Consider the following 17,416-nt stretch of genomic DNA (forward strand, 5'->3'; position numbering starts at 1 on the left):
GGGGGAGGGTGGTTTGTGGGCTCATAAGGGCCAGTGCGCAAATCCGGGCGGGTCCGAAGGTCTAGGTTATATAGGGCGCGCCCATGTCACTCGACCTCAAGCGCGCGGCCTCAGAGCCCATCACCTCCGTCGACATGCTGTTGGCTGGATTCCGAGCCGCCGAGAAGCCCCGTGGAATGCACCGTCTGGGGCTCGAGCATGAGAAGTTCCTCTACCCGACCGGCTCCGCGGAGCCCCCCACCTATGAAGGTGAGCGGGGCGTGGGCGCGCTGCTGCACCGCGTGGCCTCGGCGGGCTACACGCCGTTCCGGGAGACGCCGGAGTCGCCCGTCATCGCGCTGCAGCGCGGCGGTGCCACCATCTCCCTGGAGCCCGGCGGCCAGGTGGAGCTGTCCGGAAGTCCCTTCGTCACCGCGCGCGAGGCGCACGCGGAGAACCTGACGCACCTGTCGGAGGTGTCCTCCGCCGCGAAGGCGCTGGGCTTGCGGCTCGTCTTCCTGGGCTACCGCCCGTTTGGGACGACGGCGCAGATGCCGTGGATGCCGAAGACGCGCTACCTCATCATGCGCCGCACGCTGCCGGAGCGCGGCCGGCTGGCGCTGAACATGATGCTGATGACGTCCACCGGCCAGGTGTCCCTGGACTGGGCGGACGAGGCCGACTGTGTCCGCAAGACGGTGGTGGTGGCGCGGCTCGCCCCGCTGATGAACGCGCTGTACGCCAACAGCCCGTTGGTGGAGGGCAAGCCGTCGGGTTACCTGTCCTTCCGCAACCGCGTCTGGGACGAGGTGGACCCCACGCGCTGTGGTTACCTGCCCGCGTTCTTCGACGGCTCGTTCTCGTACCGCGCCTATGTGGAGTGGGCGCTGGACGCGCCGCTGCTCTTCCTGCGGCGCAACAACGAGTACCTGTATCCGAAGCTGACCTTCCGGCAGTTGATGAAGGAGGGCTTCGAGGGCAAGCCGCCCGACCTGAACGACTGGACGGACCACCTGTCCACGCTCTTCCCCGAGGTGCGGTTGAAGACGGTGGTCGAGGTGCGCGGCGCGGACTGCGTGAGTCCGGCGATGACGGGGGCGCTGGCCGCCCTCTGGCGGGGCATCCTGTACGACGCCACCGCGCTGGAGGAGGCCGAGCGCCTGCTCCCGAAGCTGACCTACGCCGAGCACCTGGCCTTCCATGATACGGCGCGTCGCGAGGGCCTGGGCGGCCGGCTGGGTGCGCAGGAGCTGCACCGCCTGGCGGCGGAGATGCTGGCCATCTCCCGCCGGGGCCTGATGCGGCTGGATGCGCAGGATGCGCCCCTGTTGGACGCGCTGGACGCGGTGGCCGCGTCGGGGCGCTCGCCCGCGGTGGCGGTGCTCGAGGCGTGGGAGAAGCATCCCCGCCCCGAGGCGCTGCTGGACGGCTTCGGCCTGTGACATGGGGGCGGGCTAGAACTGCCCGCCAATCATCACGTTGCCGTTGAAGAGGCTGCCCTTCTCGTCGGCGTTGGTGACGGGGTTTCGAATGAGTCCCTCCCCGCCGACGAGCCGATACGTGGCGCGCGCGCCGGCGACCAGGTTGCCGAAGCGGTAGTCCAGGCCCGCGGCCAGCGGGAGCTCCGTCTGCCAGTCGTTGTTGTAGAAGGCGTCCGCGCCGTCCGAGGGGTTGAGGTAGCTCAGGCCGACGCCCGCGCCGACGAAGGGGCGCCACTTCTCGTCGATGAGCGGTCCCGCCTTGGCGAGCAGGGTGGCGTTGTGGCGCCAGACGCCCTCGCCATCGCCGTTGTCGCGCAGGCGCGTGTCATCAATGGGGAGGCGCTGGCCTTCGTAGCCGACCTCGACGCCGCCGTACTGCCAGGGATAGGCGCTGGCGTTGATGCCCAGCAGCGGGCCCACCTTGGTGTTGCTGCCGAGGTCTCCGGTGAAGTTGCCGAGGCCCAACCGGACGTCGACGCCCACCAGCGGCTGCTCCTTGACGCGCAGCCGCTCGCCCACCTGCTGTGCCTCGATGGCGAAGGCCGGCCCCACCATGCCCAGCGCCGCCGTGGCGACTCCACCCACAATCGAACGTCGCATCGCATTCCTCCCCGGGAAAACAGTCACCGGAAAGCTGGCCATCTGTCGCCATGGTTACAGAGAGAGCCACAGGGACGCACGGTGGCCTGGATGGCCGCGGGCGCATCGGCCCACAGGGCGAAGGACGCCGTGACTCGCGCGCGGACGGGCGGGGAGGGGCTCAGCGGCGGCCGAAGAGCTTCTTCAGTCCGGACAGCACGCCACCCGGGCGCCGCTCCGGCTCGGGGATGAGCGGCGAGCGGGCGATGAGCGCGTCGAAGGCCGCGTCGTCCAGGTGCTCCGTGGCCAGGGACACCACGTGCCGCTTCACGCCGGGCAGGGTGGCTTCGAGCGACAGGGCCCCATCCACCGAGAGCGCGAGGTGCAGCTCCACCTCTCCCGCGCGCTCCACGTCGAGGGTGAGCTGGCCGAGGTACTCGGCGTCGGCGGCCTGCGTGGCGGCTCCCTGGAAGACGGCCAGTTCGAGCGGACCCGGCGCGGTGGGAAGCACCAGCGTCTTGGTGGCGGGCAGGCGGGTGTTTCGTTCGAGGACGCGGCGCAAGGTGCCGCCGCGCTCGGCGACGGAGAGCGGCGAGGAGAGCACCTCTGAGACGGTGGCCGCGGGCTTGCCGGCCTCGGCGAGCAGGAGCCCCTGTCCGAGCAGCGCGGCGCCCAGGGCCACGCTGCCCCGCGCGTCCACGTCGTCGCGCACGCTCACGCCCAGGCTCTCTTCGAGCCGGCGGCGAACCAGGGGCGCGGCGCCCTGCCCGCCGACGAGGAGCACCGCGTCCAGCCCCTGGGGGGAGAGCGCGTTGGATTCGAGCACGTCGCGGACCACGGTGGTGACGCGCTGGGCGAGGTCGGCGGTGAGGGCCTCCACGCGCTCCCGGTTGAGGGGTGGCACGGTGCCCGAGGGGAGGGTGACGTCCGCTTGCTCCTGGCTGGAGAGGGCCACCTTCGTGGACTCGGCGGCGGTGCGGAGGGGGGCCCAGTCGAGGGGATGGTCCGGCTTGGGCACGCCCTGCTCGGAGAGGTCGCTGGCGATGGCCTCGGCGATGCGTGCATCGAAGTCCATGCCGCCGAGGGTGGCGTCGCCCCCGGTGGTGATGACCTCGAGGTCATCGCCTGTGACTTGCACCACGCAGACCTGGAGCCCGCCGCCACCCAGGTCCACGACGAGCACCCGCTTCCGCGCGAGCCCCCGGCCATGGGCATACGCGAGCGCCGCCGCCGCGGGGGCGATGAGGATGCGCTGGGCATCGAGCCCCGCGAGCGTGGCGGCTTCGCGAAGGGCCGCGCACTGGCGGTCGGTGAAGTGCGTGGGGGCGCAGATGACGGCGCGAGTCGCCTTGCGGCCGAGGTGCGCCGCGGCGGCCTGCTTCAGCTCGCGGAGCAGCATGGCCGTGAAGAGGGTCGGCGAGATGACGCGGCCCCGGACCTCCACGGCGGAGTCTCCATTCGCGTCGGTGGTGACGGGGTAGGGGAGCAACGGGGCGAGCCAGCGGAGCTGTGGAGAGCGCGGCTTCAGGCCCAGCAGCCGCTTGAGGCCGGAGATGGCACGGCGGGGGGCGCGTTGGCCTTCCGTCTGCGCCGCGGCGCCGACGACGAGGTCGCCGGTGCCATTCACCGCGATGAGCGCGGGGAGGTCCGTGGTGGTGGTGCCGGGGAGGGGGATGAGCGTGGGCGTCCCGTCCTGGACGACGGCGACGCGCGCATGGGAGGTGCCCAGGTCGATGCCCAGCACGACCTCGGGGAGCGCGGGCGTCGAGGCCGGCTGTGGAAGGGGGACTTCGAGCAGGGCGCGGCGGCGGTTGCGTGGCACGTCCGCGTCCAGGGGGACAGGGGGCGTGGGCTCGGATTCAATACGGACTGGAGTTGCTTCCGTGGCGGCCCCGGTGGGCGCGGCGCGCGCTTCCGTGTTGGACAGAGCAGCTTCATCCGAGGCCGCGCTGGGGGGCGTACTTTCGGGAGCGGGCGGCTCGGTGGTCGAGTGTGTCGGCGCTGGGGGTGGACTCGACTCGGCCGTGGGGGCTGCACTGGCTGGTGCCTGGGACGGAGTGTCACCTGATGCGGAGGCGTCCTGCGGAGGCTCAGCGGGCTTCGCATCCGGGGCGTCAGGCGCCGTCTTGACGACGTCACGTGCGCTCGGGAGCGCGGTCACCGCCTGTGTGGATGGTGCCTCGCCGGGGGCGCTGTCAGAGGGGGCATCCGTGCTGGATTCGGACGCGACATCCGGGCCGCTTGTTTCGGTGTTCGGCGCGGATGATGCCTCGCCGGGAGCACTGCCGGAGGGGGCATCCGTGCTGGATTCGGACGCGGCATCCGGGCCGCATTGTTCGGCGCTCGGCGCCGCTGCTTGGGGCGCGCTAGCTGCTTCGTTGCTTGTCTCGGCGACGGGCGCATCGCGCAGAGGTGACGTCGCTGCGGAGGGCTTCGTGGTGGATGCGTCGCCTGCTTCGGCGTCGGGCTCTGCACGAGGGAGCGCGGCCGTCGCGGAAGCCTCCGGGGCTGCTACGAGGCCTGCCTCGGTGGTGGACGACTCGACGCTTGGGGTCGAAGTGGCAGTCGGTGATGCGTCGCCGGCATCGGCATTTCGCTCTTCGCTCGCGGGGGGCGCCGTTTCGGAGGATGCCGGGGCTGCTTTGTCGTCCGCGGCAATGCCGGGCTCGGCGCTTGTGGTCGATGTCTCTGCGAGTGCTTCAGTCGTGGATGTATCGCTGCCCTCAGAGGGAGGCGCGGCACTCGTGGTCGCAAACGGCGCCGAGGGTTCCGTGGCTGCTTCGTTGGCGGGAGCGGTGCCCGTAGCCGGACTCGTCGCGGAGGGCTCCCTTGTTGCGGAAGTGCCAGCTTCCGCGACGAATGGGGTGCTCGCCTGAGCAACGGATGCTCCGTGGGGCGCCGCTGCATCTGCATCCGTCGCCGGAGTGGAGGCCGCTTGCAGGCGCGGAGCGGGTTCGCCGTGCTTCGTCGAGACAACAGTGCCTTCCGTAACGGGCTCCGTTGCCGAGGCGGGTCCATCGCTCGCTGCTGCACCGAACTGCCTGGCATCCGCGGCGCCGTCACCCGTTCCATGTACGGGCTTGGATTCGTCAGGCGCAGGCCGGGTTGGGGCGGGCGCGGTTCTACCAGGGCCAGGCGGGGAGGCAGGAAGCGCGGAGCCGGTGGGCTCGGCTCCGGCATGCGCATCGTCGCCTGTCTCCTGCGCCGGCGGGACACCAAGCAGCGCTTGAGTCGCCTCCACTGGCTCGCTCGCCGCCCGCGCGTCGGAGGTCTCCTCCGTCAGGTCCGGAGTCGCGGCAGCTGTCGGCGCAGTGCTGGCGTCGGTCGACGAATCCTCCAGGACGAGTGGCGCTCTAGCAGGCTCACCCTGGCCGTTTGGCTTGGCTACGGCATTCTCAGTGCCATCTGCATCCTCGGACGCCGCGAGGCTCGCGGTGATGGCGAAGTCGAGCCCGTCGCTCGAATCAGCTTCAAAGCGCGGAGCGACTGGTCCCGGACGCGCGTCGGCGTCCCGCGTGCTCGGAGCCCCTGAATCAGAAGCCTCAAGTGAGCCCGTGTCCGCCTCACCGGACACCGCATGCGCGTCCGTGCTGGACGCAGGCGCATCTGGCACTTGCTCGAACTCGGAGGACGGAGCAGCCGTGCCGGAGTCCGGTACTTCCGAGTGTGCGTCATCATCCGCCTTGGCAGTCTCGGAGCTGGGCGTGGGTTCCGGAACCGCCACCGCGTCAGGAGCTCCAGCCGTCGTGCCTTCGACGCGCGCATCCTCCAGCGTGGGCCGCACCGCATTCGAAGCCTTCGCGCCGGGTGCGCGGCGAACGAGTCCCGGAGGCGGCGTGGGCGCAGGGGCCGGAGGAGGGGGCAGGACTTGGGCGGGAGCTTGTGGCTCCACACTACCGGTACGTTTCGCCACCACCCGGTCGATGAGCGCCTTGCTCGCTGCGTCCAGCTTCACGAAGCGCACCGTCATGCCGGTACGCCCGCCCACCGCGTCCACCTGGGCCTTCACGACGACGCCCTCGCCGCGAAGCAGCCGTGCCCCGTCGGCCAGGACGAACTCGAACGCCAGCCCGGTGCCTTCGGGCTTCATGGCGCGCGTGGCGACGAACACGCCACCGCGCGCCACGTTCGAGCCGTACTTGTCGATGAACTCCTCCTCCGTCGTGTACGGGAGGCGGATGCGAAGCGGGAGGAGCTTGGACGCGGTCCCGCTCATTTCAACGGAATCCGCACATCCCCCCCGGAGCCCTGAAGCAACAGGTGCAGCCCGTCATCCCGAAGGGCCTCCGGAGGAAGCTCGAAGAGGAGGACCACGTCGGTGCGCTCGTCCGGAGCCCAGGTGCGGCGAAGGGGGCGGGTGCCCCCGACGACCTGGGCATCCCGGGCCACGGCATACGACTGGCCTTCAGCCCCGAAGAGCTTCGCCCCGTCCAGGTCCAGGGTGAGCGGCGCGCCGCCCACGTTCTGCGTCATGAGCTGCACGCGGAAGAACAGGTCCTCGGAGGTCAGGCTCACCTTCCCCGAGCCCTTCACCGAGTGCGACGCCTCCAGTCCGGAGAGCTTCACGGACAGGGTCTCCAGGCGCACGGCGTCGTTGGGGGAGGGGAGCTCCCAGGCGCGCTCGGTGGGGACGTTGATGCCCGCGGCGAGGCCCGCGAGGTTCGCGTTCGGGTCTCCGCGCGTGGCCTCGGGGCCCTGGGAGGGGCGGCCTCCCTGGTTCACCCGGTCCACTTCCTGGCGGAGCTTCTGAAGCGTCCGGTCATCACCCGTGCCCGCGTAATCGGGCGCGGACTCCTCCTTGCAGCCACCCAGCACGAGGGAGGCCGCCAGGAGCGCCACGGAAGCAGCGGCCCGGTGGTTCATCACGCGGTGCCCATGCCCTTCACCAGCTCGTACAGCTTCTCCAGCGCCGCGGGGAGCTTCGAGGCATCCGGGCCGCCGGCCTGGGCCATCTCCGCCTTGCCGCCGCCCTTGCCGCCGACCTCCTTGGCCATCTCGCGCACCAGCGCGCCGGCGTTGATGCCCTTGGCCACGACGTCCTTGGTGGCCGCGACCAGGATGATGGCCCGGCCGTCCTTCTCGCCGCCGATGGCAACGACGCCCGAGCGGATGCGGTCACGGAGTTGGTCCGCCATGCCGCGCAGGACGTTGTCGTCCGCCGCGTCCACCTTCGTGGCCAGGACCTTCATGCCGTTCACGTCGCGAGCCTGCTCCAGCAGGTCCTTGCTGCTGGCCGTCTGCGCCTTGACGGCCACTTCCTCGACCTTGCGCTCCAGCTCCTTCACGCGCTTCTGGGTCGCCTCGACGCGCTTGGAGACTTCCTTCGGGCTCGACTTGAACAGCTCGGCCACCTTGCGCAGCTCGTGCTCCTGCTCGCGGACGTGCTGGAGCGCGCCGATGCCCGTCAGCGCGACGATGCGGCGCACGCCGGACGCCACGCCGCTCTCGCTGGTAATCTTGAACAGGCCGATGTCACCGCTGCGGCGCACGTGGGTGCCGCCGCAGAGCTCGGTGGACTCGGGGTGCACGGTGACGACGCGAACCGTCTCGCCGTACTTCTCGCCGAACATGGCGACGGCGCCGGACTTCTTCGCGTCCTCCAGGCTCATGATGCGCGTCTCGGCCCCCGCGTTGTCGCGAATCCAGCCGTTGACCAGGTCCTCGACCTGCTCGAGCTGCGCGGACGTGGCGGGCGAGAAGTGCGCGAAGTCGAAGCGCAGGTAGTCCGGCGCGACGACGGAGCCCGCCTGCTTCACGTGCTCACCGAGCACGAGCTTGAGCGCCTTGTGGAGCAGGTGCGTCGCGGAGTGATTCGCCCGGATGGACTTGCGGCGCTCCGAGTCCACGCCGGCCTGGACCATGTCGCCGACCTTGAAGGTGCCCTCGGAGACTTCGACCGAGTGGACCACGAGGCCCGGCACGGGGCGCTGCGCGTCGGTGACCTTCGCGACCGCCTTGCCGCCGTGGCCGACGATGCGGCCGGTGTCGCCCATCTGTCCGCCGGACTCGCCGTAGAAGGGCGTGCGGTCCAGGACCAGCTCCACTGTGTCGCCTTGCGTGGCCTGGGTGACCTCGGAGCCGTCCTTGACGATGGCGCGGATGCTGCCCTCGCCCTCGTGGCCCTCGCCGTCATAGCCGAGGAACTCCGTCGTCCCGAGCCGCTCCGCCAGCTTCAGGTAGACCTCGCCCGTGGCCTTGTCGCCGGAGCCCGCGAACTTGTTCTTGTCCGCCTCTTCCTTGAGGCGCTCCTCGAAGCGGACCAGGTCCACGTCGAAGCCGCGCTCGCGGGCGATGATCTGCGTGAGGTCCCACGGGAAGCCGTAGGTGCCGTGGAGCAGGAAGACGACGTCGCCGGAGAGCTGCTTGCCGCCGGCCTTCTGCAACTCGGACAGCTCCTCCTCGATGAGCTTGAGGCCGCGGCTGAGCGTCTGGCGGAAGCTCGTTTCTTCGTGCCGGCAGACCTCCAGGACGAAGGTGCGGCTCTCGCGGAGCTCGGGGTAGGCGTCGCCCATCAGCTCGATGACGCGGTCGACGACCTTGAAGAAGAAGACGTCCTCCAGGCCCAGCTGGGTACCGTGCCGGATGGCGCGGCGCATGATGCGGCGCAGGACGTAGCCGCGGCCCTCGTTGGAGGGCTGGACGCCGTCCGAGATGAGGAACGCCGCCGCGCGGCCGTGGTCCGCGACCACGCGCTGGGACGCGCCGGACTCCTGCGAGTAGGGCTTGCCGCACAGCTCGCTGACGGTGGCGAGGATGTTCTGGAAGAGGTCCGTCTCGTAGTTGGACCGCTTGCCCTGGACGACGGAGGCGATGCGCTCCAGGCCCGCGCCGGTGTCGATGGACGGCTTCGGCAGGGGGATGAGGGGGCCGTCCTTCTCCTTGCGCTCGAACTGCATGAACACGAGGTTCCAGATTTCGAGCCACCGGTCGCAGTCACAGGCGACGCCCAGACACTTCTTGCCCTCGGCCTCTTCGACACAGGGGATGTCGTCGCCCTGGTGGTAGTGGATTTCGGAGCAGGGGCCGCAGGGGCCGGTGTCGCCCATGGCCCAGAAGTTGTCCTTGAGGCCGAGCTTGTAGAGGCGCTCGGCGGGGACGCCCTGCTTCTTCCAGAGCTCGTAGGCCTCTTCGTCCCAGGGGGTGCCGCCCTCGCCGTTGAACACGGTGACGGCGAGCCGGTCGGTGGACAGGCCGAGTGTCCGGGTGACGAACTCCCAGCCGTACGCGATGGCGTCGGACTTGAAGTAGTCGCCGAAGGAGAAGTTCCCGAGCATTTCGAAGAACGTGTGGTGCCGGGCGGTGAAGCCGACGTTGTCGAGGTCGTTGTGCTTGCCGCCGGCGCGCACGCACTTCTGCGACGTGGTGGCGCGGCGGTAGTCGCGCGTCTCACGGCCGGTGAAGACGTCCTTGAACTGCACCATGCCCGCGTTGGTGAACATCAGCGTCGGGTCGTTGGCGGGCACCAGGGAGGAGGACGCCACACGGCGGTGGCCGCGCTCCTCGAAGAACTTGAGGAACGCCTCGCGAATCTCGGAGGCGGTCAGGGCGGAAGGCATGGTGTGGGTATATGCCACAAGAGGCGGCTTCGCAGGAGTTCTTGGAGGTTGCATGGGGGCCTGGACGACCCCCGGAACCCCGGACTGACCCGGTGGGGGGGCCCGGGCGGGGAGCCGGCGAGGCGCGGGCTGTGGGCGTCAGGGGGACGCAGGCGGCGCATCAGGTGTGAATCGATGAGCGCCAGCATCGTGCTCGCCGTTTCGGCTCCAAGGATTCCCGCCAGGCAGGCGACCTGACCGGCATGTGCTTGGGCGGAAGGTGGGCCCAACCCGCTGTCAGGGGCCAGCAATGGTTCTCGGTTTTACTCAACCCGCGTGCCGTGAGCGCCCGGAGGGCGAGACTGCGGGCGCAGCGTGTAGTCGGTCGGGCAGAGAGCTGTCACCGGCGCGAGGCAGAACGTTTATGGAAGGCAACGCGACTTCGATGGGACCAAGGCTTGTTGCCCAGCTTCCGTGCTCGCGTGTGAACTCATTGCCTGAATCGGCGACACGTCGGTCGTCGCTGCATCGGGAATTCGGGCAGGCGGTGTCGCTTGAGATTGCCGAAGAGTACGGTGCCGTCCTGTTGTTTGTCTGGGATGGCTCCGGCAGATGCTCGGGCGATACATGGCACTCAAGCCTGGAGGGCGCGATGCATCAGGCTTGGTCCAAGTATGGCGTTCACTCTAGTGCATGGGAGATTGCCGATGCGCCAGGGACGGTTCGAGAAGAGTGATGGTGCGGGGCGAGCTGAAGACGAAGCGCCCTGCGCCCTCTTTCCCGTCGCGGCTGCTCGCCATTCAGGTGCTTGAAGAGGCGTTTCCGAAACGACTCAGCATCTCTTCGACGTACTGGACGCCCCGGGCCGTGATGGCTTTGCCCTTCTGGGTGTCCTGCGCGTAACCACCGTGCAGGCGGAGCGCCTTGGCCGCGTTCGGCGCGGCGTAGGTGACCCCAAGTTCTCCCCAGAACCGGGATGTCGTTCCAGACGTCACCTCGAACTCCCCATCCAGTGAGCGTGCGAGATAGAGGGGGATGAGTGACCGCACGAGCTGGTCCTTCTGCTTGCCCGCCGAGATGAGGTCCTGCTGCCGCGGGTGGCTGCGCAGCGCGGACAGCAACTGGTCCACTGCGGTGCCTCCATTCCCGTTCGAGGTCGAAGCGGCCTCCTTCGCGGGCCGCGCTCGCTTCTTCGTCTTCGCGGCCGGCCGTGCGGTCCGCTTCTCCGACCTGACTCCAGCGCTGCCCTGGGCCTGTCGCGCTGCGGGCTTCTTCTTTTTCGCCCCGGTGCGAGACGCCTTCGCCGTCATCTTCCGGGAGGGCTCAGGCGTTGAGGGTTGGGCAACCGAAGGTACGTCAGCGTCGGTAATTGCCGCGCCACGCGGCGGAGTGCGCTCTGCCACGGTCGGCTCCGGCGCCGACGCGTCGGACGGCTGGGAGATGGCAGGCCTGGGACGCGGCGTGCGCTCGACCACGGTCTGCTGTGGGGCGCCACGAGGAGGAGGTGAAGGGAAGTCCGTGGCTCGGGGCGCGGACGTGTCTCGGGCCTCCTTGAGCCCGAGGCGCGCGCGCACCTCACCCACGATACCGCCCAACCCCACGTTCTGGAGCAGACCTTCCAACCGGGACGTGAAAGACACCTGGTGAGCCCTCCTGGAGAAGCGCACATTACCCCATGAAGGCCACATCCCCGAGCGGATGGCTCGATTCCTGCCGGTCCTGCTGTGGTGGCGGAGGCGGGAGGCATCGGTTGTAGGGCCACAGGGGCCGAGCCCGGGCCGCTGTGACGGCCCCGCACCGTGCGCCCTTCCCACGGCGTCCCAGGTCTGGACAGACACCCGGACTGACAGAAGCGGGTCGGTCCTCCAGGGTGGGCGTGGGCATGACCCACTGTCTTCCAGGTGCAAGGCCATGCAACTGTTCGGCAATCGTCAGACGGCGCTAGACTCTCCGGACACCTTCCCTGCACATGCAGCTGCTTTCCTCTGCCCTCGTCCTGTTGCTCCTCGCGCCTTGCGCGGCCCTGGCCCAGGGGAGCTCCCGTATTGCCTTCCTGGGCAAGCAGCTCCAGAAGAGCAAGGACCCGCGCTCGCGCTCGCAGGCGGCGCTGGTGCTCGGCGCCACGGAGGACCCGGAGGCCGTGCCGCTGCTGTGCAACGGATTGAAGGACGAGAGCGAGCTGGTGCGCGCGGCCGTGGCGAAGGGGCTGGCGAAGCTGCTGGAGCCCGACGGGCTCGCCTGCCTCCAGGCCCACAAGGCGGAGGCGGACGCGTCGGTCCAGGCGGCGGTGCGCGAGGCCGTGGGCGCCCTGAAGGAGTACCAGTCCCGCCCGCCGCGCTTCTACGTGCAGCTCGAGGCGGTCAAGGACCGCACGGGCAAGCTCCCTGCCGACCTGGTGAAGGCGACGGAGGCGCGGCTGCGCTCTCGGCTGATGCGGAGTGGGGCCCAGCTCGCGCCCGCGAAGGAGACGAAGGCGGCGGCGAAGGGCACGCTGAAGAAGCTTCGGGTGCGGGGCTACCGCATCACCCCGGAGCTTCATGCGACGGACAGCGGCGGGCTGCGGGTGGCGCTGGTGTGCCTCACCTACCCGGACCTGTCGCTGATGGGGCAGGTGGAAGTGAATGCCGCGGGCGCTCAGCCTGTCGATCTCCTCAAGGCGCTGGTACCTCGCGCGGTGGAGGAAGCGGCGGAGACCTTCGAGTGGAGCAGCGAGACATGACGACGACCACGGCGCCCCTGACGCCGCCCAAGCGGCGCTGGCGCAACTTCCTCCTCGAAACGGGCTTCCAGCTCAAGCTGACGGCGTACATCGTCTCGGTGACGCTCGTGCTGTCGGCGCTGCTGGGCGTGTTCCTCGTGAGAGGCGCGCGGTCGCTCATGCGCGAGACGGCGACGGCGGTGGAGGCCCGCTCCCGCGCGGCGGAGGTCAGCCGCGAGCTGTCCGGCGCCACGCTCTCCAACGAGCTGCTGACTCGGATGGATGACCCCACGTTCGAGGCGAGCTTCCGCGAGAAGGCGCGGGCCATCGACGCGGCCTACGAGGCAGAGCGCGCCGCCATCGTCGCCCAACGCGCGGAGCTGGAGCGGCAGCAGAAGCTCACCTGGTGGGCGTTGGGGGGCTTCCTGGTGGCTTTCATCGCGGTGGTGGGCTTGGGGACCATCGTGGTGACGCACAAGGTGGCGGGCCCGCTCTTCCGCATCCGCCGCATGGTGCAGGAGGTCCACGACGGCCGGCTGCGTCCACCCCAGCACGGGCTCCGGGATGGCGACGACCTCCAGGACCTCTTCGATGCCACGCGGAAGATGGTGCAGCGCCTCCGCGAGCAGAACGAGGAGGACGCGAGGACCTTGTCGAACGCGCTCCTGGCCGCGGAGCACTCGGGCGCCTCCCCCGAGCTCATCCACGAGCTGCGCGCCCTCGATGCGCGCTACCGCACCCGGCTCGAGGACTGAGCCGCTCCAGGGCTCACCCCCAGGACCGCGCGGCTCCTGACTCCACGGTGAGCCCCGTCTCCTTCAGCATCGCGTGGATGCGCAGGCGCGCCTGGGCCCACGGGAGCGCCTCGACGCGATAGCCCTCCAGCGCGTTCATCAGGTGGCCACGGTAGCTGGGGTGCCCCGGGTCCGAGATGATGACCACGCCCCGGTCCGTCGTGGCCCGGATGAGCCGGCCCACGCCCTGGCGCAGTTGCAGCAGGGCGCGGGGAAGCCGGTAGTGGAGGAAGCCCATGTACTCGCCGCCGTTCCGGGACAGCGGCTCCTCGCGCGCGGCCACCAGCGGACGCATGGCGGGCTCCAGGGGCAGCTTGTCGATGAACACGCAGCCCACGCCGCGGCCGGGGATGTCCACGCCCTGCCAGAAGCTCTTGGTCCCCAGCAGCACGGTGCCCGTGTCCTTCTCCTGCCGTGCCGCCAGCGAGCGGCTGTGCCCGCGTGACTGTCGCAGCACCTCGATGCCCAGCGGGTCCAGTCGTCCGCGCACGCTCGTGCCCACGCGCTCCATGCGGCGCGTCGACGCGAACAGCCCCAGCACCCGGCCGCCCATCGTTTGGGCCAGGCCCGAAATCCGGAGCGAGGCCCACTCGATGAAGGCTTCTTCGTGCGCACGAGGCGCATCGGTGACGAGCACGACCAGCGCCTGCTCCTGCAGCTTGAAGGGCGTGGCCGCGCGGACCAGCCGGGGCGCGGGCCGGCCTCCGCGCCCGTCGAGCCCCAGGCGACGGAGGACGAAGGGGAAGCCGTCGCCAGTGCCCAGCGTGGCAGATGCGAGCACCAACGTGCGCTTGCTCTCCGCGAAGTCCTTCGACACGTAGGCGGAGACATCCACCGGCTGGGCGCTCAGGCTCCACCGCTGCCGCTTCGGCTCCGCCGTGGCCGCGTAGCACCGTCCTGGCGCGGCTTCACCGGACAGCTCACCCGCGAGAACCGCCAGCTCGCCCAGCTCCGTGGTGGCACCGGACAGCTCCCGCTCCAGCGCGGGCTGCCGAGCCGCCAGCTCGGGGAGCGCGGCCAGGACACGCACGGACAGCAGGACATGAAGTGCCTGGAGCGCGCCGCGCACGCCTTCAAGTCCTTCGCGCACCGGCTCCCAGGCGGGCAGGGCGCGCACGGTCGCGGTGATGCGCAGCTCCGGCGAGTACGCGCCTTCGTCCGGGTCCTCGCCCACGGCGGTGGCGGCGGGCTCGCACAGCTCCGTCACGCGCGCACCGAGGTCACGCGCATCATCGAGCAACCGGCGAAGCCCATCCTCCACCTCGCCCATCAGCGCCCGTGTCTCCGTCCGGCGCGAAGCGCTCAGCGCCTTGCGCAGCTCGGCGAACAGGCCGCGCCGTCCGTCCCTTCCGTGCAGCCGCTCGGTGAGGCGGAGGAAGGCCAGGTCCGACAGCTCCAGCGCCAGCGCGGTCGTGGCGACGTCCTCCACCTCATGCGCCTCGTCGAGGACCAGGTGGTCCAACTTCGGGTAGCGCGCGGGCCACGCGAAGGCGAGCGACTGGTTGATGACCAGCACGTCGGCCTCCCGCGCCTGCGCCACGGCCGAGTGATAGAAGCAGCGGTGGAAGTGCGGGCACTTCTCGCCCAGCGTCGTCGACGCCTCGGAGCGCACGGCGGGCACCAACGCCATCAGCACCGGGAAGCGCTCGCGGAACCAGTGGCTCAGCCGGTCCAGGTCGCCCTCGCCGCTGCGGCGCAGGTACGCGCGCAGGTACGCCCGAGGCGCGCGCGCGGCGTGCCCCATGCCGGGCTCCACCCGCGTGGCCTCCAGCGCGCGGCGGCGGCACAGGTAGTTCGTCTGGCCCTTCAGCAGTGCATAGCCAAAGGCGCCCTTCGTGGCCCGGTGAAGCCGAGGCAGGTCCTTCTCCAGGAGCTGGTCCTGGAGCGTCTTCGTGTGCGGCGCCACGCCGACCTTGCGCCCGTTGCGCGCCGCGAAGAGGGCCGCGGGAGCCAGGTACGCCAGCGACTTGCCCGTGCCCGTGCCGGCCTCCACCGCCAGTTGCCCGCCGTCCGACAGCGCCCGCGCCACCGCCTGCGCGACGTCGAGCTGCGCGGCCCGGCTCAGGAATCCTTCACCGGCCTGCTCCAGCGCGCCGCCCGCGCCCAGCAGCGCGGAGACCTCGTCCGGACGCACCGGCAGCACGGGGGCATCCGCCTCCGGCTCAGGCAGCGCCGTGGCGCCTCCCGCACGCCGCCGCTCCGGCTTCCCGCGAAGGAAGCCCTGCGCCTCCAGCGCCAGCGGCGCCGCCTCCGCGCGGCACGCTGCGGCCAGGCGCGACAGCAGGTCCACCAGCGGCCATTCCTCGTAGTCGAACGCGCCGCTCGCGCCGTCCTTCAGGCCCACGCCCTCCATGGCCAGGCGCAGCTCCGCGCCCTTGCGCGGATCCAACGCGGCGAGCAGGTCCACCACGTCATCGCCACGGCCCTCGCGGATGCAGCGCTCCATGGCGTGCACCAGCACCGAGTACACCGCCTCGCAGTCCGACACCGCGCGGTGCGGCTGGCGCAGTGCCAGTCCGCCCCAGCGCAGCAGCGACTCCAGCGAGTGGCTGGGCAGCTCCGGGTGCAGGTAGTGCATCAGCTCGCACGAGTCGAGCACCGGGGCGCGGATGGGGCCCAGCAGGTCCGGCAGGAAGCCTTTTTCAAAGGGCGCGTTGTGCGCCACCACCGTCCAGCCGGAGAGCTTCTCTCGAAGCTCGGCGATGTCGGTGCCGAAGCGCGGATGCCCTTTGAGGTCCGCGTCCGTCAGGCCCGTCAGCCGCCGGATGGTGAGGGGGAGGGGCCGCGACGCCGAGTACAGGCGAGCGAAGCGCTCCACCTCGCGCCCGTTCTCGAAGAAGATGCAGCCCAGCTCGATGACCTCGTCCACACGCGGGTCCAGCCCCGTGGTTTCGAGGTCGAGGAAGACATGCCGGGTGAAGAGCTCCGCCGCGCCGCCCATTCAGGCCGCGCAGACTACTCCTCCCGGCGGCGCTGCCCAGAAATCGGCCAGCGTCCGTCAGTCGACCATGAAAACGCCGGAAATCATCTTGTTCATGGCGCAGCCGTACACCAGCTTGCCAGACTCCTTCGGCGTGAAGGCAATCTCCACCGGCTCGTTGAGCGGCAGCGGGGTGTTGATGTCGTAGCCGTCCATGACGACTTCCGTGGCGCAGGTGTGGTCCGTCTTGCGCGTCACCACCAGCTTCACCGGCTCACCCTTCTTGAGGCTCACCGGGCTGGGCTCGTAGCCCTTTTCGGTGACGGAGAGCTCGACGACGCGCACGCCGTTCTCCCGCTTCTCCGGGACGGCGGGCGCCTTCGCCGCGTCGGCGTCCTTCGTGCACCCTTGCTGGGTGATGCCCACCATGGCGGCCGTCGCGGCCAGGGCGAGCCAGGGCTTGATGATGCGGGAGATGAACTGACGCATGGAGGTCTCGGTGGTGAGGGGCCGCGCCCTCCGCGGGGATGGGCCTCAGGCCTCTTCCGCGGGGGCGCTCTCGGAGGGGGAGGTGACGGGCTCGAAGCGCAGCAGGGCGTGGAGCGGGACGAAGACTTCGTGGCCCTCTTCGCCCAGCAGCAGGTCGAACCGGCCCACGCGCATCAGCGGAAGCTGGAGGGTGATGCCGTTGCGCAACACCATCCGCACCGTCTGCCCCAGGTGGTCCAGGAAGGCGCGCGGGTCCGAGTGAGGGCGCTTGTCCGGCTGGCGCGCCACCGCGGACGGCTTCTGCGTCAGCTTGGCATCGCGCTCCAGGCCTGGCAGCAGCCGCTCCCAATCCGCGCGCCGGGCCAGCAGCACCACCTGGAGCTTCTCCAGGCGGCCCGTGCGCTCCAGCGTGAAGGCGATGGGCTCCTCGCCGAGGAGCGTGTCCAGCAGGGAGCGCTCCGCCAGCACCACGGAGACCTCCGCCTTGTCGCTCATGAGGCGGGCCAGGAAGTCCGCCACCACGGCGTTTTCGACCTCGCCGCGCGCCTGCTTGATGGCCGCCTTGCGCTGGGTGCGCTCCTTGCGGGCCATGAACTCCGCCACCGTCATGCCGCTCTGGAGCACGCCGAAGGCGTCACCCAGGGACAGGCTGGGCGTCTGGCCCATCAGCTCGTACACCTGGTCGAAGCGCTTCGCCTCCTCGGCGTGCAGCTTGCGCCAGATGCGGCACTTCATCTTCCCTTCGAGCTCGCCCTTCGCGATGCGGGCGGGGACGCGCTCGCGCACCGCCAGCGCCTGAATCTGCTCGGGCGTGGGGGGCGGCCGCGGCGTGGACGGCCGGAAGCCGCCGGGGCGTCCGCCAAAGCCACCTGGGGACCTGCCCGGAGGCGCACCCGTGCCGGGGCCCGAGGGGCGGGGCGCCAGCGGGCGAGCGCCAGGCG

The 17,416-nt window shown here is 70.4% G+C and carries 11 protein-coding genes and 1 pseudogene; 3 read left to right on the forward strand and 9 right to left on the reverse strand.

Going from position 1 to position 17,416, the window contains the following annotated elements; translation table 11 throughout:
• The first annotated feature begins 83 nt into the window (after positions 1-83).
• Positions 84-1,421, forward strand: a complete 1,338-nt coding sequence (locus HV826_RS33885) for a glutamate--cysteine ligase (protein WP_176421168.1) — start codon at positions 84-86, stop codon at positions 1,419-1,421.
• Between the two features lie 12 nt (positions 1,422-1,433).
• Here the strand turns inward: HV826_RS33885 and HV826_RS33890 are convergent, their stop codons facing one another.
• The 6 genes and pseudogenes from HV826_RS33890 to HV826_RS37695 form a co-directional block, all read right to left on the reverse strand.
• Complete coding sequence (locus HV826_RS33890; protein ID WP_176421169.1) at positions 1,434-2,102, reverse strand: hypothetical protein; 669 nt, start codon at positions 2,100-2,102, stop codon at positions 1,434-1,436.
• 118 nt (positions 2,103-2,220) lie between these two features.
• Complete coding sequence (locus HV826_RS33895; protein WP_368671055.1) at positions 2,221-3,861, reverse strand: Hsp70 family protein; 1,641 nt, start codon at positions 3,859-3,861, stop codon at positions 2,221-2,223.
• 2,145 nt (positions 3,862-6,006) lie between these two features.
• Positions 6,007-6,255: pseudogene (locus HV826_RS33900) on the reverse strand (TIGR02266 family protein); the annotation flags it as partial.
• Positions 6,252-6,905: a hypothetical protein gene (locus tag HV826_RS33905; protein WP_176421170.1), complete on the reverse strand. Its 654-nt coding sequence runs from the start codon at positions 6,903-6,905 to the stop codon at positions 6,252-6,254. The pseudogene HV826_RS33900 and the gene HV826_RS33905, both read right to left, overlap by 4 nt.
• A complete protein-coding gene (gene alaS / locus HV826_RS33910) occupies positions 6,902-9,595 on the reverse strand; it encodes an alanine--tRNA ligase (RefSeq protein ID WP_176421171.1) in 2,694 nt (897 codons plus the stop codon). Before alaS ends, HV826_RS33905 begins: the two co-directional genes overlap by 4 nt.
• Before the next feature lie 779 nt (positions 9,596-10,374).
• Positions 10,375-10,704, reverse strand: coding sequence for a hypothetical protein (locus tag HV826_RS37695; protein ID WP_255208555.1), 330 nt, complete (start codon positions 10,702-10,704; stop codon positions 10,375-10,377).
• Positions 10,705-11,543: 839 nt separating this feature from the next.
• Between HV826_RS37695 and HV826_RS33920 the strand changes: the two genes are divergently transcribed.
• The gene (locus tag HV826_RS33920; RefSeq protein WP_176421173.1) at positions 11,544-12,293 is read left to right on the forward strand and encodes a HEAT repeat domain-containing protein; all 750 of its coding nucleotides are present in this window, start codon (positions 11,544-11,546) and stop codon (positions 12,291-12,293) included.
• A complete protein-coding gene (locus tag HV826_RS33925) occupies positions 12,290-13,027 on the forward strand; it encodes a signal protein (protein WP_176421174.1) in 738 nt (245 codons plus the stop codon). The genes HV826_RS33920 and HV826_RS33925 overlap by 4 nt, the downstream gene beginning before the upstream one ends.
• Before the next feature lie 13 nt (positions 13,028-13,040).
• Here the strand turns inward: HV826_RS33925 and HV826_RS33930 are convergent, their stop codons facing one another.
• The 3 genes from HV826_RS33930 to HV826_RS33940 form a co-directional block, all read right to left on the reverse strand.
• The gene (locus HV826_RS33930; protein WP_176421175.1) at positions 13,041-16,007 is read right to left on the reverse strand and encodes a helicase C-terminal domain-containing protein; all 2,967 of its coding nucleotides are present in this window, start codon (positions 16,005-16,007) and stop codon (positions 13,041-13,043) included.
• Positions 16,008-16,064: 57 nt separating this feature from the next.
• A complete protein-coding gene (locus HV826_RS33935; RefSeq protein ID WP_013942235.1) occupies positions 16,065-16,475 on the reverse strand; it encodes a cupredoxin domain-containing protein in 411 nt (136 codons plus the stop codon).
• A gap of 45 nt (positions 16,476-16,520) precedes the next feature.
• Positions 16,521-17,416 (reverse strand): hypothetical protein (locus HV826_RS33940; RefSeq protein ID WP_255217547.1); only part of this gene is annotated, 896 nt, incomplete at its 5' end.

This window comes from Myxococcus sp. AM010 (assembly GCF_013372585.1).
GTDB classification, from domain to species: Bacteria; Myxococcota; Myxococcia; order Myxococcales; family Myxococcaceae; genus Myxococcus; species Myxococcus vastator.